The sequence below is a fragment of the Pedomonas mirosovicensis genome (assembly GCF_022569295.1).
GTDB classification, from domain to species: domain Bacteria; phylum Pseudomonadota; class Alphaproteobacteria; order Sphingomonadales; family Sphingomonadaceae; genus Pedomonas; species Pedomonas mirosovicensis.
In genome coordinates this window covers 713,712-738,727 of the sequence record NZ_JAKFIA010000001.1, presented here as the reverse complement: position 1 = coordinate 738,727, position 25,016 = coordinate 713,712, and the positions used below count along the sequence as shown (strand labels likewise).

Annotated in this window: 23 protein-coding genes; 13 read left to right on the top strand and 10 right to left on the bottom strand. The window is 66.1% G+C overall.

Annotated elements, in window-relative coordinates; genetic code table 11:
• The first annotated feature begins 166 nt into the window (after positions 1-166).
• Complete coding sequence (locus L0C21_RS03420) at positions 167-1,918, top strand: DUF4153 domain-containing protein (RefSeq protein ID WP_259277027.1); 1,752 nt, start codon at positions 167-169, stop codon at positions 1,916-1,918.
• A 245-nt stretch (positions 1,919-2,163) separates the two neighbouring features.
• On the opposite strand, the gene glmS is transcribed toward L0C21_RS03420, so the two are convergent.
• Positions 2,164-3,987 (bottom strand): glutamine--fructose-6-phosphate transaminase (isomerizing), encoded by a 1,824-nt coding sequence (gene glmS, locus L0C21_RS03415; RefSeq protein ID WP_259277026.1) that lies wholly within the window; start codon positions 3,985-3,987, stop codon positions 2,164-2,166.
• Between the two features lie 10 nt (positions 3,988-3,997).
• The gene (gene glmU / locus L0C21_RS03410) at positions 3,998-5,359 is read right to left on the bottom strand and encodes a bifunctional UDP-N-acetylglucosamine diphosphorylase/glucosamine-1-phosphate N-acetyltransferase GlmU (RefSeq protein WP_259277025.1); all 1,362 of its coding nucleotides are present in this window, start codon (positions 5,357-5,359) and stop codon (positions 3,998-4,000) included.
• A 112-nt stretch (positions 5,360-5,471) separates the two neighbouring features.
• Between glmU and L0C21_RS03405 the strand changes: the two genes are divergently transcribed.
• From L0C21_RS03405 to L0C21_RS03390, 4 genes are all read left to right on the top strand, one after another.
• Complete coding sequence (locus L0C21_RS03405; protein ID WP_259277024.1) at positions 5,472-5,840, top strand: HAD hydrolase-like protein; 369 nt, start codon at positions 5,472-5,474, stop codon at positions 5,838-5,840.
• Complete coding sequence (locus L0C21_RS03400; protein WP_310593379.1) at positions 5,777-6,166, top strand: HAD-IA family hydrolase; 390 nt, start codon at positions 5,777-5,779, stop codon at positions 6,164-6,166. Before L0C21_RS03405 ends, L0C21_RS03400 begins: the two co-directional genes overlap by 64 nt.
• A 105-nt stretch (positions 6,167-6,271) precedes the next feature.
• Positions 6,272-6,733 carry a carboxymuconolactone decarboxylase family protein gene (locus tag L0C21_RS03395; protein WP_259277023.1) on the top strand — a complete coding sequence of 154 codons (462 nt, stop codon included), beginning with the start codon at positions 6,272-6,274 and terminating at the stop codon, positions 6,731-6,733.
• The gene (locus L0C21_RS03390; protein ID WP_259277022.1) at positions 6,714-7,649 is read left to right on the top strand and encodes a sigma-70 family RNA polymerase sigma factor; all 936 of its coding nucleotides are present in this window, start codon (positions 6,714-6,716) and stop codon (positions 7,647-7,649) included. The genes L0C21_RS03395 and L0C21_RS03390 overlap by 20 nt, the downstream gene beginning before the upstream one ends.
• A 229-nt stretch (positions 7,650-7,878) precedes the next feature.
• Here L0C21_RS03390 and L0C21_RS03385 read toward each other — a convergent pair whose 3' ends face one another.
• From L0C21_RS03385 to L0C21_RS03370, 4 genes are all read right to left on the bottom strand, one after another.
• On the bottom strand, positions 7,879-8,991 hold the full coding sequence (locus tag L0C21_RS03385) for a nucleotidyltransferase domain-containing protein (RefSeq protein ID WP_259277021.1): 1,113 nt from the start codon (positions 8,989-8,991) through the stop codon (positions 7,879-7,881).
• Positions 8,984-9,913: an HprK-related kinase A gene (locus tag L0C21_RS03380; protein ID WP_259277020.1), complete on the bottom strand. Its 930-nt coding sequence runs from the start codon at positions 9,911-9,913 to the stop codon at positions 8,984-8,986. Before L0C21_RS03380 ends, L0C21_RS03385 begins: the two co-directional genes overlap by 8 nt.
• Positions 9,913-10,194, bottom strand: a complete 282-nt coding sequence (locus L0C21_RS03375; RefSeq protein WP_259277019.1) for an HPr-rel-A system PqqD family peptide chaperone — start codon at positions 10,192-10,194, stop codon at positions 9,913-9,915. Before L0C21_RS03375 ends, L0C21_RS03380 begins: the two co-directional genes overlap by 1 nt.
• A gap of 69 nt (positions 10,195-10,263) precedes the next feature.
• Positions 10,264-10,770, bottom strand: coding sequence for a hypothetical protein (locus L0C21_RS03370; RefSeq protein WP_259277018.1), 507 nt, complete (start codon positions 10,768-10,770; stop codon positions 10,264-10,266).
• 275 nt (positions 10,771-11,045) lie between these two features.
• Here L0C21_RS03370 and L0C21_RS03365 point away from each other — a divergent pair, with 275 nt between their 5' ends.
• The 8 genes from L0C21_RS03365 to L0C21_RS03330 all read left to right on the top strand — a co-directional run bounded on the left by L0C21_RS03365 (position 11,046) and on the right by L0C21_RS03330 (position 19,370).
• A complete protein-coding gene (locus tag L0C21_RS03365) occupies positions 11,046-12,335 on the top strand; it encodes a sensor histidine kinase (RefSeq protein ID WP_259277017.1) in 1,290 nt (429 codons plus the stop codon).
• 224 nt (positions 12,336-12,559) lie between these two features.
• Positions 12,560-13,582: a substrate-binding domain-containing protein gene (locus L0C21_RS03360; RefSeq protein ID WP_259278805.1), complete on the top strand. Its 1,023-nt coding sequence runs from the start codon at positions 12,560-12,562 to the stop codon at positions 13,580-13,582.
• A 70-nt stretch (positions 13,583-13,652) separates the two neighbouring features.
• Positions 13,653-15,032, top strand: coding sequence for a phosphate ABC transporter permease subunit PstC (gene pstC, locus L0C21_RS03355; protein ID WP_259277016.1), 1,380 nt, complete (start codon positions 13,653-13,655; stop codon positions 15,030-15,032).
• Complete coding sequence (pstA, locus tag L0C21_RS03350) at positions 15,025-16,371, top strand: phosphate ABC transporter permease PstA (protein WP_259277015.1); 1,347 nt, start codon at positions 15,025-15,027, stop codon at positions 16,369-16,371. Before pstC ends, pstA begins: the two co-directional genes overlap by 8 nt.
• Positions 16,372-16,422: 51 nt before the next feature.
• A complete protein-coding gene (gene pstB / locus L0C21_RS03345) occupies positions 16,423-17,199 on the top strand; it encodes a phosphate ABC transporter ATP-binding protein PstB (RefSeq protein ID WP_259277014.1) in 777 nt (258 codons plus the stop codon).
• Between the two features lie 29 nt (positions 17,200-17,228).
• On the top strand, positions 17,229-17,945 hold the full coding sequence (phoU, locus tag L0C21_RS03340) for a phosphate signaling complex protein PhoU (protein WP_259277013.1): 717 nt from the start codon (positions 17,229-17,231) through the stop codon (positions 17,943-17,945).
• Between the two features lie 3 nt (positions 17,946-17,948).
• Positions 17,949-18,656, top strand: coding sequence for a phosphate regulon transcriptional regulator PhoB (phoB, locus tag L0C21_RS03335; protein WP_259277012.1), 708 nt, complete (start codon positions 17,949-17,951; stop codon positions 18,654-18,656).
• A gap of 414 nt (positions 18,657-19,070) precedes the next feature.
• Positions 19,071-19,370, top strand: a complete 300-nt coding sequence (locus tag L0C21_RS03330; RefSeq protein WP_259277011.1) for a hypothetical protein — start codon at positions 19,071-19,073, stop codon at positions 19,368-19,370.
• A gap of 39 nt (positions 19,371-19,409) precedes the next feature.
• Here the strand turns inward: L0C21_RS03330 and L0C21_RS03325 are convergent, their stop codons facing one another.
• Genes L0C21_RS03325 through L0C21_RS03310 form a run of 4 tightly spaced genes read right to left on the bottom strand, consistent with a single transcriptional unit; the run spans position 19,410 to position 25,014 of the window.
• Complete coding sequence (locus L0C21_RS03325) at positions 19,410-20,204, bottom strand: S1 family peptidase (RefSeq protein WP_259277010.1); 795 nt, start codon at positions 20,202-20,204, stop codon at positions 19,410-19,412.
• A 3-nt stretch (positions 20,205-20,207) separates the two neighbouring features.
• Positions 20,208-22,121 carry an XrtA/PEP-CTERM system amidotransferase gene (locus L0C21_RS03320; RefSeq protein WP_259277009.1) on the bottom strand — a complete coding sequence of 638 codons (1,914 nt, stop codon included), beginning with the start codon at positions 22,119-22,121 and terminating at the stop codon, positions 20,208-20,210.
• Positions 22,122-22,123: 2 nt separating this feature from the next.
• The gene (gene xrtA, locus L0C21_RS03315; protein WP_259277008.1) at positions 22,124-23,749 is read right to left on the bottom strand and encodes an exosortase A; all 1,626 of its coding nucleotides are present in this window, start codon (positions 23,747-23,749) and stop codon (positions 22,124-22,126) included.
• Positions 23,746-25,014, bottom strand: a complete 1,269-nt coding sequence (locus L0C21_RS03310) for a TIGR03087 family PEP-CTERM/XrtA system glycosyltransferase (RefSeq protein ID WP_259277007.1) — start codon at positions 25,012-25,014, stop codon at positions 23,746-23,748. Before L0C21_RS03310 ends, xrtA begins: the two co-directional genes overlap by 4 nt.
• Positions 25,015-25,016 lie beyond the last annotated feature (2 nt).

Here is a 25,016-nt window from a genome sequence, read left to right as displayed (position 1 = left end):
TTCAGCAAAACGCCGCATAGTCCCTTTGGGTTAAACGGCGGGCGGAACAGCACGTGCTTCCCAATCGATGGTCCAGCCGGGATGTAAACGTCCCCCGCACCGCCGTCCTTGGCGGGGCCAGCCCTGCCCCATCCCTTCAGACACTTCCCTGCCAGAGAGAGCCGTTATGAGCGCCACCGCGCACCAGCCGCTGCCAACGTCTCCGGATACGGATGGCCCGGATACGACCGGAATGCCCGACTGGCCGCTGCGCGCCTGGGGCCTTGCCCTGCTGGGCGGGCTGACCGGCCTTGCCGTCTTCGCCATTCTCCGCCCGGACCAGCGGCCCATGGGCCTGCAGCCAACCGATTTCCATCCGACGGCGGCCACATTCCTCACCGTTGCGGGACTGGTCTTCGCCTTTGTCGTCGAGCGCCGGCACATGGCCTGGAGCCTCATTTTCGCCCTGCTCTCCGCCCTCGTGGTCGCCGGGGCGACCCACGGCTCGACCAGAGCAGGCTTTGACGAACCGTGGCGCATCCTCTGTGCGGCGCTGGCCGTCGGCATCGCGGCGCCGCTGTTTCAGGCGTGGCGCGACCAGCGGCTGAAAAACTCTCAGGGCAACCGCTGGGCCATCCCCTACCGGCCCGCGCACAACCATGCCTGGACCAACTTCGTCCTGTGGTGCGCGGCATGGGTTTTCGTTGTCGTTGTCTGGCTGATGGCGTGGCTGCTGGCGGGCCTGTTCAACCTGATCGGCATCGGGATCCTTGAGGACCTTCTGCATAAATCATGGATGCAACTGGCGCTGGTCGGCATGGCGCTTGGCGGAGGCATCGGCCTGTTGCGCGACCGGGCGCCAATCGTCGGGCTGTTGCAGCGCGTGGTGACGACCGTTCTGTCCGTCCTCGCCCCGCCTCTGGCGTTGGGGCTGGCGGTCTTCCTGATCGCCCTGCCCTTCACCGGCCTCGCGCCCTTGTGGGAGGCAACCAAATCGACGACGCCCATCCTGCTGTGCTGCGTGATCGGCGGCCTTGGCCTCATCAACGCCGCCATCGGCGACGCGCCGGACCATGAGGCCCGCCACCCCGTGCTGCGCTCCAGCGTGATCGTGCTGTGCCTCGCCCTGACGCCGCTGGCGGTGATCGCGGCGGTCTCGGTCGGCAGCCGCGTCTCCCAGCATGGCCTCACGCCTGAGCGGCTGTGGGCGATCATCTTCACCGGCATCGCCGTGGCCTATGGCCTCGCCTATCTCGTCTCGCTCATCCGCGGCCGGACCAAGCCTGCGCCGTTCCTGCGGGCTGCCAATCTCAAGCTGGCGATCGGCCTGTGCCTCGTGGCCTTTATCCTCTCGACCCCGCTCATCAACTTTAACGCCATATCGACGCGCAATCAGGTGGCGCGGCTGAACAGCGGCGCCGTTTCGGCAGACGAGTTCGACTGGGCCGCCTTGCGCTTCGATTTCGGTCAGGCCGGCTCTGCCGCAACCGAAGAGCTGGCCCGGAACGGCAAGACGCCCGCCATCCGCAAAGCCGCGGCCAAGGCCTTGCAACAAACGGATCGCTGGGCCGCCAGAACGGTTAATCCGCCAATCGATGCGGCGCGCCTGACCATTCTGCCGCGCCCCGTCGAACTGCCGGCGGCGCTGCATGAAAAGCTGAGCCAGTATAACGCCTGCGGTCTGCACGGCCCCTGCGCCGTCATCCACGAGGCGGGAAGCGACGAGGCGATCATCGTCGTTGGGCAGAGCGTCACGCTGTGGCACCGGGAGGGAGCGTCGTGGCAACCGGTGGAACCCGCCTATGGGATTGCGACACCCCTTCGTGTCAGGCCGGAGCAGCTTGATAAGGCCGTGGCCGCCGGCAAGGTGGAGGTGCGGACCATCCAGCGCCGCCAGGTCTTCATCGATGGCCAGCCGGTTGGCGCGGACTTCAAATGAGCGAGACCCAGCTCCACAATGCCCCGCCAAGGCCCGTGAAGGCCCCTACAGCGCGATTCCAGGGGCGCCCGCTACCCACCTAGCCGGAATAGGCAAAAACCTCTCAGTGAGCGTTTAAACCCCCTTAGCGTCGATTTCGCGCAACAGGAGAATTTTCGCGAAAATATATCGCCAAATAGGTGCAGAAGCGCGCCGCGCGGGAACCGGGGCGCAGAGGGACCGGGTCCCCGTGCGCCCCGCCAAAATCACTCGACCGTCACCGACTTGGCGAGGTTGCGCGGCTGGTCCACGTCCGTGCCCTTGGCGACGGCGACGTGATAGGCCAGCAGCTGCACCGGCACCGCATAGACCAGCGGGGCGATGATGCCATCGACCTTCGGCATTTCGATGGTGGCCATGAGGCCGGTGCCGTGGTGGGCGAGGCCCTCCTTGTCGGAGATGAGGATAACCTGGCCGCCGCGGGCGATCACCTCCTGCATGTTGGAGATGGTCTTCTCGAACAGCGGGCCCGAGGGGGCGACGACGACCACCGGCACGTTCTCGTCGATCAGCGCGATCGGGCCGTGCTTCATCTCGCCGGCGGCATAGCCTTCGGCGTGGATATAGCTGATTTCCTTCAGCTTCAGCGCGCCTTCCAGCGCGATCGGATAATCCGGGCCACGGCCGAGGTACAGCACGTCCGTCGCGCGGGCGACCGCGTGGGCCAGCTTGGCGATGTCCTCGTCGTGCGCCAGCGCCTCGTTCATGTAGGCCGGGATTTCGGTGAGGCACTGCACGAGCGCGGCTTCTCGCTCCTCATCGACCTTGCCCTTGGCCTGCGCCATGGCGATGGCGAAGGCGGAGAGCGTCGCCAGCTGGCAGGTGAAGGCCTTGGTGGAGGCAACGCCGATCTCCGGCCCCGCGTGGGTGGGCAGCACCGCATGGGCTTCGCGCGCCATGCTGGAGGTGGGCACATTGACGATGGCCACCGTGTGCTGGCCGTTTTCCTTGCAGTGGCGCAGGGCCGCCAGCGTGTCCGCCGTCTCGCCGGACTGGGAGATGAAGATGGCAAGGCCGCCCGGCGTCAGCACCGGGTCGCGGTAACGGAACTCGGAGGCGATATCCAGCTCCACCGGCACGCGGGCCATCTGCTCCAGCCAGTATTTGCCAACCATGCCCGCATAGTAGCTGGTGCCGCAGGCGATGATAGACACCCGCTCAACCGACGCCAGATCGAACGGCAGGTCCGGCAGGGCGATGCGGCCATCGAGCGGCCGGATGTAGGTGCCCAGCGTCTGGGCGACCACCGTCGGCTGCTCGTAGATTTCCTTCTGCATGTAGTGGCGGTGGTTGCCCTTGTCGATCAGGCCGCCCGTCACCGTGGAGATGGTGACGGGGCGCTCCACCGGCCGGTCGTCCGCGTCGTAAACCTGAATGGAGGTGCGGCTCAGCACCACCCAGTCGCCCTCGTCCAGATAGGCGATGCGGCTGGTCAGGTCCGACAGGGCGATGGCGTCCGAGCCCAGGTACATCTCGCCGTCGCCATAGCCCACCACCAGCGGGCTGCCGCGCCGCGCGCCGATCATCAGGTCGTCATGGCCCGAGAACAGAATGGCGAGCGCGAATGCGCCGTGCAGGCGCTTCAGCGTGCGCTGCACCGCCTCGACCGGGCCCGCGCCCTGGTCCATCTCGGCGGAGATGAGGTGAACGACCACCTCCGTATCCGTTTCGGATTCGAAGGCGTAGCCGTTCGCCACCAGCTCCTGGCGCAGCTGCTTGAAGTTCTCGATGATGCCGTTGTGCACCACCGCCACATGGCGGCTGGCGTGCGGGTGAGCGTTGCTCTCGGTCGGCGCGCCATGGGTCGCCCAGCGGGTGTGGGCGATGCCCAGCTCGCCCGCCAGCGGAGCCTCGATCAGCCGCCGTTCCAGATTTTTCAGCTTGCCCTCGGCGCGGCAGCGCGCCAGCGCGCCATCAACCAGGGTGCAGATGCCCGCCGAGTCGTAGCCGCGATATTCCAGTCGGCGCAGGCCATCCAGAAGGCGATCCGCAACCGGTTCCTGGCCGATAATCCCAATGATTCCGCACATAAGCCGCCTGTTACCCTGCCTTCTTCTTCGATTGCATGGCCGCGCGGAAGCGCGCTGCCCAACCCTGTTTTTCTACCTGTTGGCCACGCGCCACGGCCAGCGCATCTGCCGCCACGTCCTGCGTCACCACGCTGCCCGCGCCGATGATGGCCCCATCGCCGATCGTGACCGGCGCCACCAGCGACGAGTTGGAGCCGATGAAGGCCCCCGCGCCGATCCGCGTCTGGGACTTGTTGTAGCCGTCGTAGTTGCAGGTGATGGTGCCCGCGCCGATGTTGGCCTTCTCGCCCACGTGCGCGTCGCCGATGTAGGTCAGGTGATTGACCTTGGCACCGGCCTCCAGCACCGCCTTCTTGATTTCGACGAAGTTGCCGACCTTGGCCTTGGCCTTCATCACCGCACCGGGCCGCAGCCGCGCATAGGGACCGACCTCGCAGCCCGCGCCGACGCTCGCGCCCTCAAGGTGCGAGAAGGCGCGGATGACGGCGCCGGATTCAACCGTAACGCCCGGCCCGAACACCACGTTGGGCTCGATCACCACATCGCGGCCAATCACCGTGTCGTGGCTGAAGAACACCGTCTCCGGCGCGATCAGGGTCACGCCGTCCAACATCATCTCGCGGCGGCGGCGGTTTTGGAACACCTGCTCCACGGCCGCCAGCTCGACGCGGGAGTTGACGCCCGCCACCTCTTCCTCGCCGGTCTCGACGACAAGCGAGGGCAGGCCATCCTGGCGCGCCAGCATCACCACGTCCGGCAGGTAGTATTCGCCCGCAGCGTTGTCGTTATCGACGCGCGAGAGCAGCGACCACAGCTGCTCGGACTTCACGGCCATGACGCCCGAGTTGCACAGGTTGATGGCGCGCTGCTCGGGGCTCGCGTCCTTGAACTCCACCATCGTTTCGATGACGCCGTTCTCATCCGTGATGATCCGGCCGTAGGCCGCCGGGTCCTGCGGGCGGAACGCCAACACCACGCAGGCGGGCAGCTGGCCGCCGACCGGCGTGTTCAGCCGCTCCAGCATGGCGCGCAGCGTCTCGGGGCGGATGAGCGGCACATCGCCATAGAGAATGAGAATGTCGCCGTCGAAGTCGGCCAGCTGGCCTTGCGCCGCCTGCACCGCATGGGCGGTGCCCAGCTGCGGTTCCTGCACGGAAATGGCGGCCTTGTGCCCGAAGGCGGCCTCCACTTGCTCCTTCAGCGAGCCGACTACCAGCACGGAGCGGCGGGCGTCCAGCGCCTCGGCGGTTTTCAGCACATGGCCCACCATCGGCAGGCCGCCAATGGGGTGCAGCACCTTGTGCTTGTCCGACTTCATTCGCGTACCCTTGCCGGCCGCGAGGATAATGACGGCCACAGGCCGCGTCGTCATAAGCGGATCCCCCATCAATCAGCTATGCTTGCTCTGCGTGTCGGCGGTGTGCCACAGAAGGCTTGGCGTTTCTACTCAATTGCATCACTCCGGACCTTGCGAAATCCATACCATGACCGTTCTTAATAATATGCCACGTTGCGTTGTTTTCGACCTCGACGGCACTCTGGTCGACACGGGACCAGACCTGACCGCCGCCACCAACCACATCCTGTCCCTGGCCGGGCGGCCGCCGGTCACGATTACCGAGGTGCGGGACATGGTGGGGCTGGGGGCCCGGAAGCTGATCGAGCGGGGCTTGGCGCATACCGGGGGCGGAACGCCCGAGCAGGCGGAAAGTCTCCTCAAGCCGTTCCTCGATTATTACGCCGCGAACGTGTGTGAGACTCCCAACCCTTTCCCGGAGTTGAACAGACCCTGGCCCAGCTTCAGGAAGCGGGCATCTTCATCGGCATCTGCACCAACAAGCCGGAGAAGCTGAGCCGGGCGCTGATCGAGGCTCTGGGGTGGGAGCGCTTCTTCCCGGTCAACGTCGGGGGCGACAGCCTGCCCTTCCGTAAGCCGGACGGCCGCCACATCCTCACCGCCATCGAGCGGCTGGGCGGCAACCCGGCAGAGGCGGTGATGGTGGGCGATTCCGCCGTGGACGTAGGCGCGGCGCGCGATGCGGGCGTGCCGGTGGTCGCCGTCTCCTTCGGCTTCTCCAGCGTGCCCGCGACCGAGCTGGAAGCCGATGCCCTCATCGATCATTACGACCAGCTGTGGGATGCGCTGGCGGCCGTTCACGGAGCGCGGGCGGCGGCCTAGCAAAAAAATCGCAAAAACTTTTGCACCCCTGTTACGCATCGTGTCACGCGGGCGGGCGCTGCCTCGTCTTTCTCCTGCAACCCCGATTTTTCAGGAGATCAAGCGATGCAAGCCCGCCTCGACTATTTCAAGATCGCCCCCGAACTCATGAAGGCCATGCTCGGCTTGGAGACCGCCACGCGGAACAGCGGCCTTGAGATGAGCCTCATGGAACTGGTCAAGATCCGCGCCTCGCAGATCAACGGCTGCGCCTACTGCCTGCACATGCACACCCGCGATGCCCGCCAGGCGGGAGAGACCGAGGAGCGCATTCACCTCCTCCCGGCCTGGCGCGAGTCTTCCTACTACACCCCACGCGAGCGGGCAGCGCTGGCCTGGACCGAGGCCCTGACGCTGATCGCCGAGACTCAGGCTCCCGATGCCGTTTATGATGAGCTGCGTAAGCACTTCAGCGAGGAGGAGATCGTGAAGCTGACGTTGCTGATCGGCACCATCAACGTCTGGAACCGGATTGCCGTCGGCTTCCGCAGCCAGCACCCGGCCGCCTATGTCGTCAAGGCCGCCTGAAGACGTCCCGGCCAACCGCGCGGCGGCGTTCGAGGCTGAGCGCCGCCGCCTGACGGGCCTTGCCTATCGCCTGCTCGGCTCGATGAGCGACGCCGAGGACGTCATGCAGGATGCCTGGCTGCGCTGGCAGAACACACCTTTGGGCGAAATCCGGCAGCCCTCGGCCTTCCTCTCGACCATCACGACCCGGCTGTGCCTCGACCGGCTGAAGCAGGCACGCCGCCACCGGGAGGTGTACGTGGGCCCCTGGCTGCCCGAACCCGTGCTGGAAGACCCGGCCTCCGCCCTCCTGCCGGAGGAGACGATCGCCAGCGATGTCTCCTTCGCCCTGATGCTGGCGCTGGAACGGCTCTCTCCGCTGGAGCGGGCCGCCTTCGTGCTGCACGACGTGTTCGACATGAACTTCGCGGAGATCGCCACAACCCTTGGCCGCAGCGAGGCCGCGTGCCGCCAGCTGGCCAAGCGCGCCCGCGAGCACATCCGCGCCGAGCGCCCACGCTTTACCGTCAACAAACGGGAGAGCGAGGCGGTGGCGGAAGCCTTCTTCGCCGCCTCCCGTACGGGCGACGCCCAGATCCTGGGCCGCCTGCTGGCCGAAACCGCGACGCTGCAAACCGATGGCGGCGGCCGCGCAACCGCGGCGCTCAACATCATCCACAGCGCGGCCAAGGTGGCGCGCTTCTTCATCGGCATCGCCCGCAAGCCGCGCACGGCCCCGCCGCGCTGGTCCCGCCGCATCACCGTGAACGGCCTGCCCGCTGAACTGACGTTGGAGGCCGACGGCACCCGGCAACTGAAAGCCGTGGAAATCAGCGCCGGGCAGATCAGCAACGTCTACATCATCCGCAATCCGGAGAAGCTGGAGCGCCTCTGGGCCGCAGTCGCCGAGGATGCGCCGGTTACCGCCGCGATCTAAGAGTAAGTTTAAAAAGACTATTGCAGGAGGGGGCCTCGCCCCCTGCACCTCCCTATTTGTTTTGCTTGGGCCGCGTTCTGCACAGGCCATAAGGCTCTCCGGACTGTCAACGTTGGCGCATCCGCACGACCGGGTGCGTCCCGTTCAAAACAAATGGGGGATCGTAAGGGGGTCCAAGACCCCCTTAACCCTTCTTTCGAGGTGACGCCTTGGTGCCGGTAGGGGTGCGCTAGGCGGGAGTGCGCGACTGGACCACGCGGTGCTGCCCGCCAACGCTGCGGCGGCGCCATTTGGTCCACAGGTGCCGCGCCAGCAGCAGGGGCGGCATCTTCAGCCAGTGGGAGCGGATGAGGAGCAGGAGGCCCGCCAGATACGCCGCCGTGCCATCTTCCGCCGCCCCGGCGTGGCGGAAGGTGGTGAGGAACAGCCGGTCCATCAGCCAGAGCAGCGGCTGGGCAGGCAGGGCCTGGGCGGCCTCAGACATCGTCGCGGCGGGAATGGCCGTGCCGAACAACCGGCTGGCGTAGCGCAGGGCGTAGGCGAGCGTGCGGCCAAGCCCGTGAAGGCGGGCTCGCTCGGCAAGGTCCGGCCAGAAGGCGGGGCTTTGGCCGAACTCGGTGAGGAGGGCATGAATGTCCCACAGGTTCCGCAGGGGTTTGACCATGTCCCCGCCGTGGAACAGGTGGGCGGCGCTGTGCAGCACCATGTCGGCGGGCGCGAGGATGGAAAGGCCGCTGTCGGCCAGCGGCCGGGCGTCGCGCACCAGCGCCCTTGCATCAGGTTTCGCACGCGCCGTCAGCGGCAGGACGGTGTGGTGCACGTCCAGCTCCGTCCCGCGCGTTCCGTGCACCATGGGCGGCAGCTCGTGCATCCATGCCCGGTAATAGTGCATGTCATAGGAGTCGGTGTGAACGAAGCTCCAGCCCGCTTCCTGCAACTGCGCCTCCGCCGCGCCGAGGTAAGAGCGGGGAATGAGGATATCGAGATCCCCCGCCGCCCGGCCCCGCCCCGCGTGCAGGCCCGCCAGCGCATAGGCCGAGCCCTTGAGCAGGATGACGGGGCAGCCCAGCGGTTTCAGCGCCGCCCGCGCCTGCCGCGCTTCCCACCCGGCAACCACGTGGCTGCGGGCAACCGCAATCTCCGCATCTTCCAGAATGGCGCGCACCTGCATCGACAAGCGGTCCCACACGCCCGTCTCACGCAGGCGGCCCGCCAGCACCCCCGCCAGCCCCTCGCGCCGGGCGCAGCGCAACGCGTCGGACCACGTCGCGGGCGGCAAGCCAAGGCCATCGCCCGGCGTTCGCAGCAGACGGCAGAGCAGAAGCGCAGGCGTCTCAGCCATGCCGCCGCCTCGCCGGGGCCTGCGCCCCGCTGTCCTGCCACACCTGGTCGACCAGCCGCGTTGCGGCATCGAGCGAGGGGTAGGTGATGGCATAGGCCGGGCAGGCATCGAGCAGATTGGCCATGGCGCGAAAGCCCGCCTCGCCCAGGGTCTGGTAGTTGGTGGAACTGGCCACCAGCAGAATATGCGCCTCCGCCACCGGCACCCGGCGGATGGCGGGCGTGCTGTCTGGCTGGAACTTGGGAAAGACGACGCAGCGCGGCCGGGCGGGCTCACTCATGCGGGAGATAGCGTCTGACGGCGGCAGCAGGTAGCCGAGCGTGCCCTTGGGCGCGCCGGTATAGCGGCGGCTGAACCGCTCGGCGGGCGCGCGCTCCATCATCACGTCGATCGACCGGTTCTTGAGGGAAATCGGCCGGGGGAACGGGCGGGCGAGCCCGGTGCGCGGCTCGATGAGGGCGAATTCGTCCCCCAGCAGCCGCCAGCCCGCATAGGCCAGCCCCGCCGCCAGCGTGCTTTTGCCCGAGCCCGATTCGGCGGAGAAGAGGACGCACTCCCCCTCCCGCTCCACCGCCGAGGCATGGAGCAGGAGGTAGCGGTTGAGCCCCATCGCCAGCTGGTAGTTCATGCCCATTTCGAACGCCACCTGCCCCAGGCTGGCGGGCAGCGGCGCGAATGGCCCCATGATATCGGCGCGCAGCTCGATCTGCGGCCGGGCGAATCGCCGCCACCAGCTGGTGAGGCGAACCGATACCTCAAATTCCGGGCAATGCTGCGGGTCGTCGCGCGGATAGTCGCGGTAGAGGGCGGACAACTCCCGCCAGACGGTCTCCACCGGCGTCGCCAACCGATAGTCGATCGGGCCGACACGCACGGTCATGGCGCGCCAGCCCCGCTGGCGAAGCGCTTCACCCGCCGTCATTACGTTGCGGCCTCAACAAGGCCTGCTGCCTGCAACTCCCGCAACTGCCGCTCCACGACGCCCTCGATGCCAACCTCCGGCTCCACATCATAACGCGCCGCGAGCGCCGCGGGAATCTCGGGCACGCTGAGGCTGTTTTCGTCCAGCAATTCAAGCAGGGCGAAGGATTGCACCGGCAGCAGGTGAGTCTGGCCGGAGGGACGAAAGAACACCAGGAACAGGCCATCCACCGGCTGAACGACGCAATCCCGGCTGAGCGAAGACCGGAACTTCAGGTTCATGCAATCGCACGCACGCGAAACAGCGCCCTGCCGGCAGGTAAGTCGCCCTTAGGAGAAGCTCTAAGACAATCAGCCTTGGGCAAGATCCAGGCTCATCAGGCAGGAGACGCCCGCGCCGTGCTCCTGCTTCACCTTGTTGAGGTAGGCGACATAGGCATCGTACTGGTCCTTGTCGGCGCTGATGCCGTCGATGCCGAAGCCGTTCTGAATTTGCTGGGCCGTCAGGCCACCGCTGTCCGGACCCAGATAGCACATGGAGCCGGAAGTCTGGCCGGTCTGCGTCTTATCATGGCCGACCGACAGCCCGTGGGCGTTACTCTGTTCCATGGTATGACCCATGGCCATGCCGGTGCTGTCAGAAGTGCCGGCCACCTGCTGGCTGGACTGGGTCGCGCCGGAGCAGGGCTCGCCCCGCTCGTTCACGCTTGTCGGCATGGGAACGAAGCAATGCAGAACCGAGGTTGCCGCCCGGGCGCTGGCCGGCGCCAGTGTGATGACGGCGGGCGCGGCCATCGCACCCAATTTCAGAAGATGGCGCCGCGACGCCACGTCAGCATGGGGTTTACGCTCGCTCATCCTTCACCTTCTTGCTCACTTAGGTTTTAGTGATGCGTCGTCCATTACGCAAAACTGGTGGCCGTCATCTCAGCGTGGGATCTTGTCTCGATGTATCAAGGCTTCGATGTATCAAGCACTTAAGACGTCGTTCGGTTCCCAACCCGAGCAAAATCCGTACCACATCCATAACTAACTGAATCCGAGCGGCATTTTTTTACTGTTAAGGTCAGCTTGCCTCAAAATTGTAAAAAAAACCGACGAACATCCGCCAGATCGCTACCAACGAGATAACCATGGATTCAATTACAAAGCGCTTGCTCCGTCGTCTGCTCGCCGCAAGCGCTGCCGCTCTGGCCGTATTCCTGACCGTCGCCCTGTTCGCCGACGACACTCTCGCGGCGGCAGCCTGCGCGGTTGTCGCCGCCATGGTCGTCATTGCCATCGCCTATGACAGCGAGGCCCGCGATCGCGAGGGCGCGCTGGAACGCGAGCGCAATCTTAACGCCGAGCTTCGGACCCGGCTGGCCCAGGACCGGGTGCGCCAGATTCTCGAGGCCATCAACGAGCCCCTTCTTATAATCGACCGGGACCTGACCGTCCACCGCGTCAACCGCGAAGCCCGCACGCTCCTGGGCGGCGTGTCCGAGGGCGAGACCCTGGCGCTGTTTCTGCGCCAGCCGGGGGCGATGGAGGCGATCCGCAGCGTCGCGGCGGGCGGCGCGCCGACCGAACGGGAGGTGCAGTTCCTCGCGCCCGTCGAGGCCACCTACGTGCTCGGCGCGCGCCCCCTCAGCGGCGACGAGGGTCTGCTGCTGGTGTGGATGCGCGACATTACCAAGGCCCGGCTCACCGACCAGATGCGGGTGGACTTTGTCGCCAATGCCAGCCACGAGCTTCGCACGCCGCTGGCAACGCTGATCGGCTTCATCGAAACCCTGCAGGGCCCCGCCGCCAGGGACGAGGCCGCCCGCGTCCGCTTTCTCAGCATCATGGGCGAGGAAGCGGCGCGCATGGCCCGCTTGATCGACGACCTGCTCTCCCTGTCCCGCATCGAGATGGACAAGCACGTGCGCCCCTCGACCAGGCTGGACGTGCGCCCGCTGCTCAGCCAGGTCGGCCAGGCCCAGGCGATGCGGCTGGAGACGGACAAGCGGCGCCTCGACGTGCAGGTGCCGGAAAGCCTGCCCAAGGTGATCGCCGATCGCGACCAGGTGCTGCAGGTGCTCCACAACCTCGTCTCGAACGCGATCAAATATGGCCGCACGGGCACGGTCATTACGCTGGAGGCCGATGTGGTGACCAACCCGAAGACTGGCCAGCCCCTGCACGTGCGAATCGCCGTCACGGACCAGGGAGAAGGCATCGCGCCGGAAAACCTGCCCCGCCTGACCGAGCGATTCTACCGCGTGGACACGGCGCGCTCGCGCAAGCTGGGCGGCACGGGGCTGGGCCTCGCCATCGTCAAGCACATCGTCGAGAAGCACCGGGGCGAATTGACGATCCAGAGCCGGCTGGGCGTGGGCACGACCGTTGCCTTCACTCTGCCCGCCGAAACGGCCGAAACCCCGGCGGAAGCGGCCTAATCTCCTCTTTTTCAAGCTTGTCATAAAACTGTAACAAACCCTTGTCACAGACTTGCAACATAAAAGGCATAGAGGGGTTCCTGCCAGAAGGCGGCGCCGGAGCCGGCAACATAAGGATGCGTGATTACTCGCAGTTCGCTTGGTTTGACGGCCGCCACGAGAAGAGATGGCGCGGGATATGCCCGGCCAAATGAGGAGATCCGAAAGTGCTGAAACAGAGCCTGATGATCGCAGTCGCTACTGCGACGTTGACGGCCGCTTGCGCCGACAACGCTGAAGCGCGCGATCAGATTCGCGTGGTTGGCTCGTCGACGGTCTATCCGTTCACGACCGCGGTGGCCGAGCAGTTCGCCCGCTCGAACCCCAAGTTCAAGGCCCCCATCGTGGAATCGACCGGCACCGGCGGCGGTCTCAAGCTGTTCTGCGCGGGCGTGGGCGCCAACACGCCCGATATCGCCAACGCCTCGCGCCGCATCAAGGCCTCCGAGATCAAGCAGTGCGCCCAGAACGGCGTGACCAAGATCATCGAGATTCAGGTCGGCCTTGACGGTCTGGTCCTGGCCCAGGCCAAGAACGGCCCGGCCATGGAGCTGACCCGCGCCGACGTCTACAAGGCGCTCGCCGCCCAGCCGCTGGGCAAGAAGAACACCGCCCGCACCTGGAAGGACGTGAACGCCAAGCTGCCGGCCAACAAGATCGAGCTGATCGGCCCGCCGCCGACCTCCGGCACCCGCGACTCGCTGAACGAGCTGCTCATGCTCGCCGGCTGCAAGACCTTCCCGCAGATGAAGAAGATGGAAGAGGCCGACAAGAAGAAGGCCGAGGCCATGTGCGTCACGCTGCGCGAGGACGGCGCCTACATCGAGGCCGGCGAGAACGACAACCTGATTGTTCAGAAGCTGGTGGCCAACCCGCAGGCCGTCGGCGCCTTCGGCTACAGCTTCCTGGAAGAGAATCAGGACAAGCTGCGCGGCATCAAGGTCGACGGCGTGGAGCCGACCTACGCCAACATCCAGACCTTCAAGTATCCGGCCGCGCGCGCCCTTTACATCTACGTGAAGGCCCAGCACATCGGCCCGATCCCCGGCATCAAGGAATTCCTTGCCGAATACAGCAAGGAGAGCACCTGGGGTCCGCGCGGATACCTTGCCCGCCGCGGTCTGGTCGCCTCGACGGACAAGGTCCGCGCCGAGGCGGCGAAGATCGCCAAGACGCTCAAGCCGCTTGACCCGGCGAGCGTGAAGTAAAATACACACGCAAGGGGAGCGGTCCCGCAAGGGTCGCTCCCCTTGTCCTTATGCTGAACTGGTGGTTGGTATGCCCTTATCTGCCCTCGTGCTCCTGCTTCTTGGCCTCGCAACCATCGGATTCCTTGTTTCCCGCGGCCGCGCCGCGCAGTTCCAGGCCGATTTCCGCGCGGTTCACTCCCGGCCCAACTACCACGGCTGGTTCAGCTTCATCTGGGTGTTTCTGCCCGCCGCCCTCTTGGTGGTGGCGTGGAGCCTCTTCGCCCCCAGCTACATCGGCCCAAGCGTCATCAACAGCCTGCCGGCCGAGATGCAGCCGGAGCCCGGCATTGCCCGCCAGATGTTCCTGAACGAGGTGCGGAGCCTGGCCGAGGGCACGTCGGACTACGCCTTCAGCCCCGGCGCCGAAGAAGCCGCCGCCCAGTACAAGGCCATTGCCACCCGCGCCAACTGGGTCGTCGCCGCCCTTGCCGGCGCGCTCGCGCTTCTTGGCTTCTTCTATGCCTTTACCCGCGTGAAACCGCAGTTCCGCGCCCGCACGCGCGTCGAGCGCTTCATGATGGGTCTGCTCATCATTGCCTCCATCGTCGCCATCATGACGACGCTGGGCATCGTCTTCTCCCTGCTGTTCGAGAGCCTGCGCTTCTTCGACAAGGTTTCCCCCATCGAGTTCCTGTTCGGCACGCACTGGAGCCCGCAGCAGGCGATCCGCGCCGATCAGGTGGGCTCGTCCGGCGCGTTCGGCGCGGTGCCGCTGTTCTGGGGCACGGCGTTCATCACCATCATCGCCATGGCGGTCGCCGTTCCCATCGGCTTGCTTTCGGCCATTTACCTCACGCAGTACGCCAGCTCGCGCTTCCGCAAGTGGATGAAGCCGATCCTCGAGATCCTGGCCGGCGTGCCGACCGTGGTTTACGGCTACTTCGCCGCGCTCACCGTCGCGCCGCTGGTGCGCCAGTTCGGCTACGCGATCGGCCTGTCGGACCCCTCCTCCGAAAGCGCGCTGGCCGCCGGCCTCGTGATGGGCGTGATGATTATTCCGTTCATGTCCTCGCTGTCGGACGACGCCATCACCGCCGTGCCGAGCGCGATGAAGGACGGCTCGCTGGCGCTTGGCGCCACGCCCTCGGAGACCATCCGCAAGGTGCTCATTCCCGCCGCCCTGCCCGGCATCGTCGGCGGCTTCCTGCTGGCGGTCTCCCGCGCCATCGGCGAGACCATGATCGTGGTGATGGCGGCCGGCCTTGCCGCCAACATGACCGCCAATCCCTTCCAGTCCGTCACCACCGTGACGACCCAGATCGTGGCTCTGCTCACCGGCGACCAGGAGTTCGACTCGGCCAAGACCCTCTCGGCCTTCGCGCTCGGCCTGGTGCTGTTCCTTGTCACCCTGGCCCTCAACGTCTACGCCCTCCGGGTCGTGAAGAAGTATCGGGAAGCTTATGAATAACGCCGCCATGACCTCCCGCCCGGCAGAGGAAGAGACCATGCAGCGCCCGACCGACTGGAAGTCGCCGGAGATGGTGGCGCGCATCCGCAAACGCTACCGCTCGGAGAAGCTGTTCCGCACCATGGGGCTCGTCGCCCTTACCTTCGCGGGCGCGTTCCTGGCCTTCCTGCTGTTCACCATGGTCCGCAACGGCCTGCCCGGCTTCGAGGCGACCGAGGTCCGCCTCAACGTCGCCTACACCGAGCAATCGCTGGGCGTGAGCGCGGCGGATGTGAAGGGTCCGAACGGCCTCGAGACGCTGCGGAACGCCGACTACGGCCTCCTGGCGGGCGATGCGCTGGCGGCAAAGCTCGGTATCGCAGACCCCAACGAGATCATGCGCGCCGAGCGGATGGTGAGCCAGGCGACTTCCACCATCTTGCGCGATCACCTGCTCGCCAACCCCTCGCTGTTCGGCAAGACCGTGCCGGTGTGGGTGCCGGCCGCTTCCGACTTCGATATGCTGCGCAAGGGCAACATCCGCCGCGATGCGCCGGAGGGCGTGCGCCGCATCTCCGACGACATGCTGGCCTATTTCGAGAAGCTGGAAGCCTCGGGCGACGTTCGCACCGCCTTCAACACCCGCTTCTTCACCAGCGCGGACAGCCGCGATCCCGAACTGGCCTCGGTATGGGGCGCGACGGTGGGCTCGCTGCTCACCCTGTTCGTCACGCTCCTCATCTCCTTCCCCATCGGCGTGCTGACGGCGGTGTACCTTGAGGAGTTCGCGCCGAAGAACCGGATCACCGACTTCATCGAGGTCAACATCAACAACCTGGCCGCCGTGCCGTCGATCATCTTCGGCTTGCTCGGCCTCGCCGTGTTCCTCGGCACCTTCGGGATGCCGCGCTCGGCCCCGCTCGTCGGCGGCCTGACGCTGGCGCTGATGACCCTGCCGACCATCGTGATCGCCAGCCGCGTCGCCATCCGCGCCGTGCCGCCGTCGATCCGCGATGCCGCCCGCGGCATCGGCGCATCGCCGCTCCAGGTGGTGTTCCACCACGTGGTGCCGCTGTCGATGCCGGGCATCCTGACCGGCACCATCATCGGCATGGCCCGCGCGCTGGGCGAGACGGCGCCGCTGCTCATGATCGGCATGCGCGCCTTCATCGTGGATGTGCCCCGCTCCCTGGAAGACCCCGCAACGGTTCTGCCCGTTCAGGTGTTCCTGTGGTCTGATAGTATCGAGCGCGGCTTCGTGGAGAAAACCTCCGCCGCCATCCTGGTGCTCCTCGTCTTCCTGATGCTGATGAATGGCCTGGCCATTTACCTGCGCCAGAAGTTCGAGCGCCGCTGGTAACCGGCTAGAAACACGGGGCTGACCGCCATGTATGCAAACAACGAGACGCCAATGACTGAAGCCACCAACAGCGCCCTCAAGATGACGGCCCGCGATGTGAACGTTTACTACGGCGAGAAGCACGCCCTCAAAGGCGTCTCCATCGACGTGCGCGCCGACGAGGTGACGGCGTTCATCGGCCCGTCGGGCTGCGGCAAGTCCACGTTTCTGCGCTGTCTCAACCGCATGAACGACACCGTGGCGGCGGCCCGGGTGGTCGGCGATATCCGCCTCGATGGCGAGGACATCTACGACCGCCAGATGGACGTGGTGCAGCTGCGCGCCCGCGTCGGCATGGTGTTCCAGAAGCCCAACCCCTTCCCCAAGTCGATCTACGAGAACATCGCCTACGGCCCGCGCATCCATGGCCTGGCCAAGTCCAAGGCGGATCTCGATGAGGTCGTCGCCACCAGCCTCCAGAAGGCGGGCCTGTGGGACGAGGTGAAGGACCGGCTGAACGACAGCGGCACCGCCCTGTCCGGCGGCCAGCAGCAGCGCCTGTGCATCGCCCGCGCTATCGCGGTGAACCCGGAGGTGATCCTGATGGACGAGCCCTGCTCGGCGCTCGATCCGATCGCCACCGCCAAGATCGAGGAGCTGATCGAGGACCTGCGCGGGCGCTACGCCATCGTCATCGTGACACACAACATGCAGCAGGCCGCCCGCGTCAGCCAGAAGACGGCTTTCTTCCATCTGGGCGATCTGGTGGAATACGGTCCCACTTCGGAAATCTTCACCAATCCGAAGAAGGACAAGACCAAGGACTACATCACCGGCCGTTATGGCTGAGCTGGCTCGGGTTTAAGGAGAAGGGCGTCATGGCCAACATGCACACCGTCAAATCGTTCGACGAGGACCTGCGGCAGCTCCGGTCGTACATCTCGCAGATGGGCGGCCTGGCCGAGGCCCAGATCATGGGGGCCATCGAGGCGCTGGCCACCCGCAATCCGGAAATGGCCCGGAAGGTTGTGGAAGGCGACCGCGCTCTCGATGATCTGGAAGTGGCCGCCGAACGCAACGCCATCCAGACCATCGCCCGCCGCCAGCCGCTGGCGGACGACCTGCGCGAGGTGATCTCGGCCCTCAAAATCGCGGCGCTCCTGGAGCGCATTGGCGACTACGCCAAGAACATCGCCAAGCGCGCGACCGTGCTCTCGCAGGTGGAGCCGATCGAGCCGCTGGTCATCGTGCCGGAGATGGGCCGCACCGTCACCCACATGCTGAAGGACGTGCTGGACGCCTACGGCTCCCGCGATGCCGACAAGGCCCGGGCGGTGTGGTCGCGCGACAAGAGCGTGGACGACTTCTACAATAGCCTGTTCCGCTCGCTCCTCACCTACATGATGGAGAACCCGCAGCAGATCACGCCGTCCACCCATGTGATGTTCATTGCCAAGAACCTGGAGCGGATCGGCGACCACGCGACCAACATCGCGGAAATCATCTACTTCAACGTGACGGGCAGCTACATGGATACGGATCGCCCGAAAGGGGATGAAACCGCCTACGCCCTTGTCAACAAATCGGCGGAATAACCCATGAAGCCCAAGGTTCTGCTGGTCGAGGACGATGTCAGCCTGACGGAGCTGCTCACCTACAACCTGGAACAGGAAGGCTTTGAGGTCATCCATGCCGGAGACGGCGAGGAAGCCATGGCGCTGGCCGAGGAACGCCAGCCCGACATCGCCATTCTGGACTGGATGATCCCCTACCTCTCGGGCATCGAGGTCTGCCGCCGCCTGCGCCGCCTGCCGGAAACCGCCAACCTGCCGATCCTGATGCTGACGGCGCGTTCGGAAGAAGGGGACCGCATCCGGGGGCTGGAGACGGGCGCCGATGATTACATCACCAAGCCCTTCTCCCCGCGCGAGCTGATCGCCCGCATGAAGGCGGTGCTGCGCCGCCTGCGCCCGGCACTGACCGGCGCGCCGCTGTCCTTCGGCGGCATCGAGCTGGACACCACCACCCACAAGGTGGTGCGCGACGGCAAGGCCATCGCGCTTGGGCCCACTGAATTCCGGCTGCTGCGCCACTTCATGGAGCATCCGCGCCGGGTGTTCTCCCGCGAGCAGCTGCTGGATTCGGTGTGGGGCCATGACGTGGAGGTGGAGCTGCGGACGGTCGATGTGCACATCCGCCGTCTCCGCAAGGCGCTGAACGTCGGCGACCTGCCGGACGTGATCCGCACCGTTCGTTCCGCCGGGTACGCGCTGGACAGCGAAGCGGAGACGGAGACCGTCCGCTAACAGCCTGAAAGCTTTTCCAGAACCAGGCGCCCCGGCGGCCATCCGCCCACCGGCAGCCTTGCCGCATGATTGTAACCTTGGCCTGCTAAAGCCAGGCGCACAGGCTGGCGCGTCCCGGTGGCATATGAATGCAACCGGGCGTCGCATATGGCGTCCTGCGTCGATAGATTTTACATCTTCCCCGAAACGTTCTCGGGCAGCCATTTAGCTGCGCCTTGAATTTATTATATATTTTCAACCTCGTCTCAGGCTGGCCCAAAAATTGCTTCTAAATCGTAACGCTGGCAGCGCTGCCTTTTCCGGGGGCGATGCAGGCAGGCTGCCGCGTCGCGGGTCGCGTCTGGCAGTCTTGTTGTACACGGGGGTCGATACCAAGGGCCGTAGAGTATTCGGCCGGAGGCCGGGGAGAGAAACATGACACGTCTCGATCAGGGCACGGGCCGCCTTTCGCTCCGAAATTCCATCCTGGTATGGGTTGCAGGAATCGTGATTGGCTGGGGGTGCGCGGTCGTTCTGTTCTACCAGCTGATCCGGGACTCGAGCGAGGAACGCGGGGCCAACGCGGCCGCCCTGATGGCAAGCTCGGAGGAGGCCGTGGGCGTGGCCGATATCGCGCCGGCCGCCGGCGGCGCGTCGGATACGGAAAAGGCATCGTCCCCGGCAAAACCCCAGGCCAGGCAATCGGCTAGCCAAGCGGAACAACAGCTCCGCTAAACCTGCCCGCCAATCGGAATGCGCCGCCAGCCGTAGCTGCTACGGCTGGATGCCGTTTGCTGTGAGCAACTGACGGATGAACCCGGCCGGAATGGCGTAGGCGATGCCGCTGGGATCGGCGATGACCTTTTCCCGCGTCGACTTGATGAAGGTGGCGTTCAGAATGCCGATCACTTCGCCGGTTTCCGCATTATAGAGCGGGCTGCCGCTGTGGCCGGGGTAGGCCACCAGATCGAGCTGGTAGACCTCATAGCGCGGGGTGGTCACAAAGGCGGCGTCGAGAAAGCGGCTGTCCGGCTGCGGGCTGACGTTGGGCGTGCGCGCAGAGACGATGCCCGCCTGCGTCGCCGGGTAAAGCCCCAGCACGGTGCCGATGGGAAAGCCGGTGACGGCGATGCTGGAGCCTTCCGGCAGCAGCTCGGGTTCTGCCCGCAGTTGCACGGCGGGCAGCGGATCGCCGGACATGCGGAGCAGGGCCAGGTCGTGCGCCGGATCCTCCGCCACGACGGTGAGCGTGCGCCGGTCCACATCGCTGCCGTTTTTCACCAGCGCGAACAGCGCCTGCTGGCCGCCCTTGCTCGAATCCGAATGAATGACATGGCTGTTGGTGATGACATGCTGGCCGTCACCCACCACGAAGCCAGTGCCCGCCAGATGCGAGGCAAGTGGCCGCATCACCCGGAAGGTGGTGATGCCCACGACCGACGGCTGCACTCTGCGAACAGCTTCCACCAGGTTGGCCAATGCCGGAGCGGGCGCCAGCGCGCTGGCGAAAACCAGCGCCAGCGCGAGCAAACGCGGCAGCGCAACGGCCGCCCGGAGGAGGTGCGCCATTCGTCAGACTCCGGCAGCTGCAGGTTGGTTGACCAGATGTTTGAGGCTGAGGTCGAACATAAGCAACTGCCAAAGCAGGCGGCTGTTGTCGCGCAGGCCCTTGATGTGGTCCTGCGCCGCCTGGGTGATGAACTCAGGGTTGAACCAGCCGGTCTCGGTGACGGTCGCGCTCGAGGCCAACGACAGGGCCGTCTCCGCCAGCGGGCCACGGAACCAGCGGTCGATGGGCACCACGAAGCCCATCTTGGGCCGGTAGAGCAGGTCGTGCGGCACGTAGGGCTCCAGCGCCTTCTTGAACAGCCACTTGCCCTGCCCGCCCCGGATTCGCATGGCCGTCGGGATGCCCGCAGCCCACTCCATCAATTGGTGATCGAGCAGTGGCTCGCGCGATTCCAGGCTCACCGCCATGCTGGCCCGGTCCATCTTGGTGAGGATGTCGCCGGGCAGCCAGACCTTGAGATCGGCATACTGGGCCTGGCTCAGCGGGTCATCCGCCGGGGCCTTCTCCATCACGTCGCGGTAGATGTCGCTGGCGCGATACCCCTGCAGGGAGCGGCGGAACGCGTCGCTGAACAGGCGCTGGCGATCCGCATCGCGCACCACGGCGATGGAGTTGAAGTAGGCTTCAGCCGTCGACAGCCCCAGGGACTGGAAGGTGGTCTTGGCGCGCAAGGGGCGCGGCGCCCAGTCCATCTTCGGCCAGGCGCGACCCAGAAAGCCGAACAGCGAGCAGCGCAGGCCAAGGGGCAGCATGGAGCGCACCCGCTCCTCATGGGCATGGAAACGATAGCGCCGGTAGCCGGCCAGAATCTCATCGCCGCCGTCGCCCGACAGGGCCACGGTGACGGTCTCCCGCGCCAACTCGCACACCCGGTAGGTGGGCAGGGCCGAGGCGTCGGCGAAGGGCTCGTCGTAAGCCAGCGCCAGCCGCTCGATCAGCCCGAAGTCGTCGGGCGAGACGCGGCGGCTGCGATGATTGGTGTGGTAACGCTGGGCCAGCCGCTCGGCATAGCCGGACTCATCGTAGCCGGCCGCATCGAAGCCGATGGAGCAGGTGTTGACCGGCGTGTTCGACAGCCCGGCCATCATGGCGACGATGGCGCTGGAATCAACGCCGCCTGAAAGGAAGGCGCCCAGCGGCACTTCCGAGACCAGGCGGATCTTCACCGCTTCGCGCAGCCGCGCGATCAGCTCTTCCCCCAGTTCCTCCGCCGTGCCGGGGTGGGTGGTGTGGAAGGAGATATCCCAATACGGCTTGGGCTCGGGGATCGAGCGTCCGCGCCGCAGCGTCAGGCTGTGCCCGGCGGGCAGCTTGTAGACGCCGCGCAGGATGGTGCGCGGGTCTGGCACGTAGCCGTAGGCGAAGTAGTCCTCAACCGCCTGCTCGTCGATGGTGCGGGAGACGCCGGGATAGGGCAGCAGCGCCTTCAGCTCCGAACCGAACACCACCATCCCATCGGGCAGCACGCTGTAGTAGAGCGGCTTCACGCCCAGCCGGTCGCGGGCGAGGAACAGGGTTTCGGTGCGCCGGTCGTAAATGGCGAAGGCGAACATGCCCCGGAAGTGCTGGAGGCAGGCCTCGCCCCACTCCATCCAGGCGTAGAGGATCACTTCCGTGTCGCAGTTGGTGCGGAACTGGTAGCCGCAGTCGATCAGCAGAGCGCGGGTTTCCTGGTAGTTGTAGATCTCGCCGTTGTAGGTAACGACGATCTGGCCGTCGCCGGTGGCCATGGGCTGCTGGCCGCTGGCCAGGTCGATGATCGCCAGGCGGCGATGGCCGAGGCCAACGCCGGGGTCGGTCCACAGCCCCGCCTCGTCCGGTCCCCGGTGGGCGATGACATTGGTCATGCGCTGCAGCAGGTTGCGGTCGATCCGCCGTCCCCCGCGCGTATCAAAAATGCCGCTGATGCCACACATGGCTACTGGTGCCCCTTTGCACTGGCGCTGAGGATGCCGCGCAGGCTGGATTCAACCGGGCCCAGCTGGTCCGCGAACGCCTGCAGGTCATCGGTGGATCGCACAGTGGTTTCCTTCCGCTCCGTAGAGAGAACGAGTGTGGCCGCCGCAAGGTCCCCGCCGAAAAGCTTCGCCTTCAACCCTTCGACCTTGGCGACATAGGGGTTTCCGGTCAGCTTGCCGTTGACCCAATACCATTGCCACACGTCCCGCACCTTGCCGCGCCCGTTGATCTGCATGGCCTGCGCCTCGGTCGTCTTGCCGCCGATGGTGAGCCGGTTCGGCAAAGCCGCCGCCCAGGTCCAGATATCGCTCGGCGCCACCGCCGTCTGGCCGTAGGCGACCAGCTCGGCGTCGTCCGTCTGGCGGCCAAAGGCAGCGACATAAAGGCTCACCGTCCGCGTGCCGTCGCTGTAGGTCTGGAACAGCTCGGCGTCGGCCCCGGCGAAATGGGGCTTCCAGTCCGTCGGCGCGGAGGTGGCCTGCCAGCCCTCCACCTCGGGCGGGGTCATTTGGGCGAAGGTGACGCTGGCGGCCCGGTGGTCCATCCAGCTGCCGTAGGCCGCGCCCGCCACGACGACGGCGAGCACGGCGGGCACCGCCACCCACGCCTGCCGGGGCGTGCCGGCGGCCACGCGGGTAAAGCCCTTGCCCACCACATCCACTTGCGGATCGTCGATCCAGCGATCGGAGAACAGGCGGCCGATGAGCAGCACCGCGATCATCACGACGGAGAAGAACAGCCAGCCGTAGACGATGTGGTCGACGCCCACCGCGTATTCGTTGCTGGTCTTGTAGGCGATGTAGATGATGCCGAAGGCGCGAAAGCCGTTGGCGATGACCGGCACGATGAGCGAAATGATGATGATCGCCGCGCGCCGCCACGGGCTGGCGAAGGCCACGTTGGCATAAAGGCTGCCCACCGCCAGCATGGCGATGACGAAGCGCACGCCCGAGCACGCCTGCGCCACCTCGAAATCGCCGGTCGGGATCGAGATGAAGATGCCGTCGTGATAGACGGGGATTTGCAGCCACTCCAGCAGCGCTACCGAGAAGTGGGCGGTGAAGTCCTGCAACGCCGGCATGACCTGGTCGCCGAACGGCACCAGGAACAGCAGGTAGAACAGCGGGAACATGAGCGTGCGCGCCACCGTCAGCCCGAGGACGGTGAGCACGCTCGCCTGAATCATGAAAATGAGCGCGAACTGCTCGACGAACGCCACCCTCGCCACGTCGCCTATGACCCACAGCAGCGCCGCGCCCGCCATGGGGACGAGCCCCCACCAGAACGGCCGGGGGTTGATCTGGGCGAGCAGGCCCCGGCGCATCCACACCAGCCACAGCACGATGGGCAGGATGAGCCAGGCGTGGCCGAAGGTCTCGTCGTTCTCCCACTTCTCGACCATGGAGATGGCCTCGGCCCGGAAGAGGAAGAGGATGACGGCCACCACCGCCAGCCATGCCAGCGCATAGGGCCGCCAGATGGGCGCGAAGCGGATCGGGGCTGTTGCCTTTGGCGTTGCCGTCTTTTCGGCGCTTGCGGCCTCCAGCGCCTCAGCGCCGTCCGCTGTGGTCGTGTCCGGTTTCAAGCCGCGTCTCCTCCGGATGCTCGGCTAAGGGGAACAACGGCAGGCCCGGCCTGCCGCTGAGGCGTCAGGTCAAGCAAATCATCAAGCAACGATAGCGACCGGCCCCAGTCATACCGGTCGAGCACCAGCCTGCGCGCCTCCCGGCCCATGGCCGCCGCCCGCTGGGGATCCTGCGCCAGGCTTACCACAGCGTCAGCCACCGACTGCGCGGTAGCCCCCACCAAAAACTCCTTGCCCGGCGTGGCGGCGATGCCTTGCGCGGCGGCCGGCGTCGTCACCACCGCCTTGGCCATGGCCATCGCTTCCAGCACCTTGTTCTGCACGCCCCGCGCGATCCTGAGCGGGGCAACCGCCATGCTGGCCGCCGCAATGTAGGGGCGCACGTCGTCCACCGTGCCGGTAACCGTAATGCCGGGCCGCCTGGCCAGCTTCTGCACCTCGGCCGTTGGCCGCGCGCCGACGATGGTGAAATGCGTCTCGGGCAGCGCGGCGCGCACTTTGGGCAACACCTCATCCGCGAACCAGACAACCGCATCCACATTGGCCCAGTAATCCATGGCCCCGGTGAAGACGAGGTTGGGGGCGCCGGGAAGCGACACCGGCTCGAACGGCGCATCGGGCGAGAACTTCTCATGGTCGACGCCGTTGAACAGCGCCCGCACGTCATGCGCGGCGGAACCCGCCACCGCCTTGAAGCTGGCAACTTCCGCGTCGGTGACGAACAGCGACACATCCGACCGGTAGGCGGCGGTGCGCTCCAGCCCCAGCACCTTCACCGCCTCGCGCCTGTAGAGGGCGGACATGGGCCAGCGCTTGGACTGGGCATATTGCCGCCACTTATCCGAATCCATATCCACGAAGTCCATCACCACCCGGCGGCCGGGGCGGATAAGCGGGGTGGCGAAGGGGAACATGGCGGAGGAATAGAGAAACACCCGCTCCACCCCATGGCGCTGGGCGATATCCTGCGCCCATTTGGCCAGCGGCTGGCGCGGATAGTAGCTGGCAGTGATGGACTCGCCGTCCATCAACCCCTTCAGCCCCCGCACCTTGCACGCCAGCGGGCTGATGGGCACGAAGCAGGCTTCCCCGCCAATGACGGAGCGCAGGGTATCCTGATGCTGCATGTCTGCGGGATCGTCGATGAAGCAGCCCAGATGCACCCGCGCCCGCTCGGCCAGGTGCCTGAGGATGTGCCACGACCGGATCTTGTCCCCCTTGTTAGGAGGATAGGGAATGCGGTGGGCAAGAAAGAGCACGTCCATCG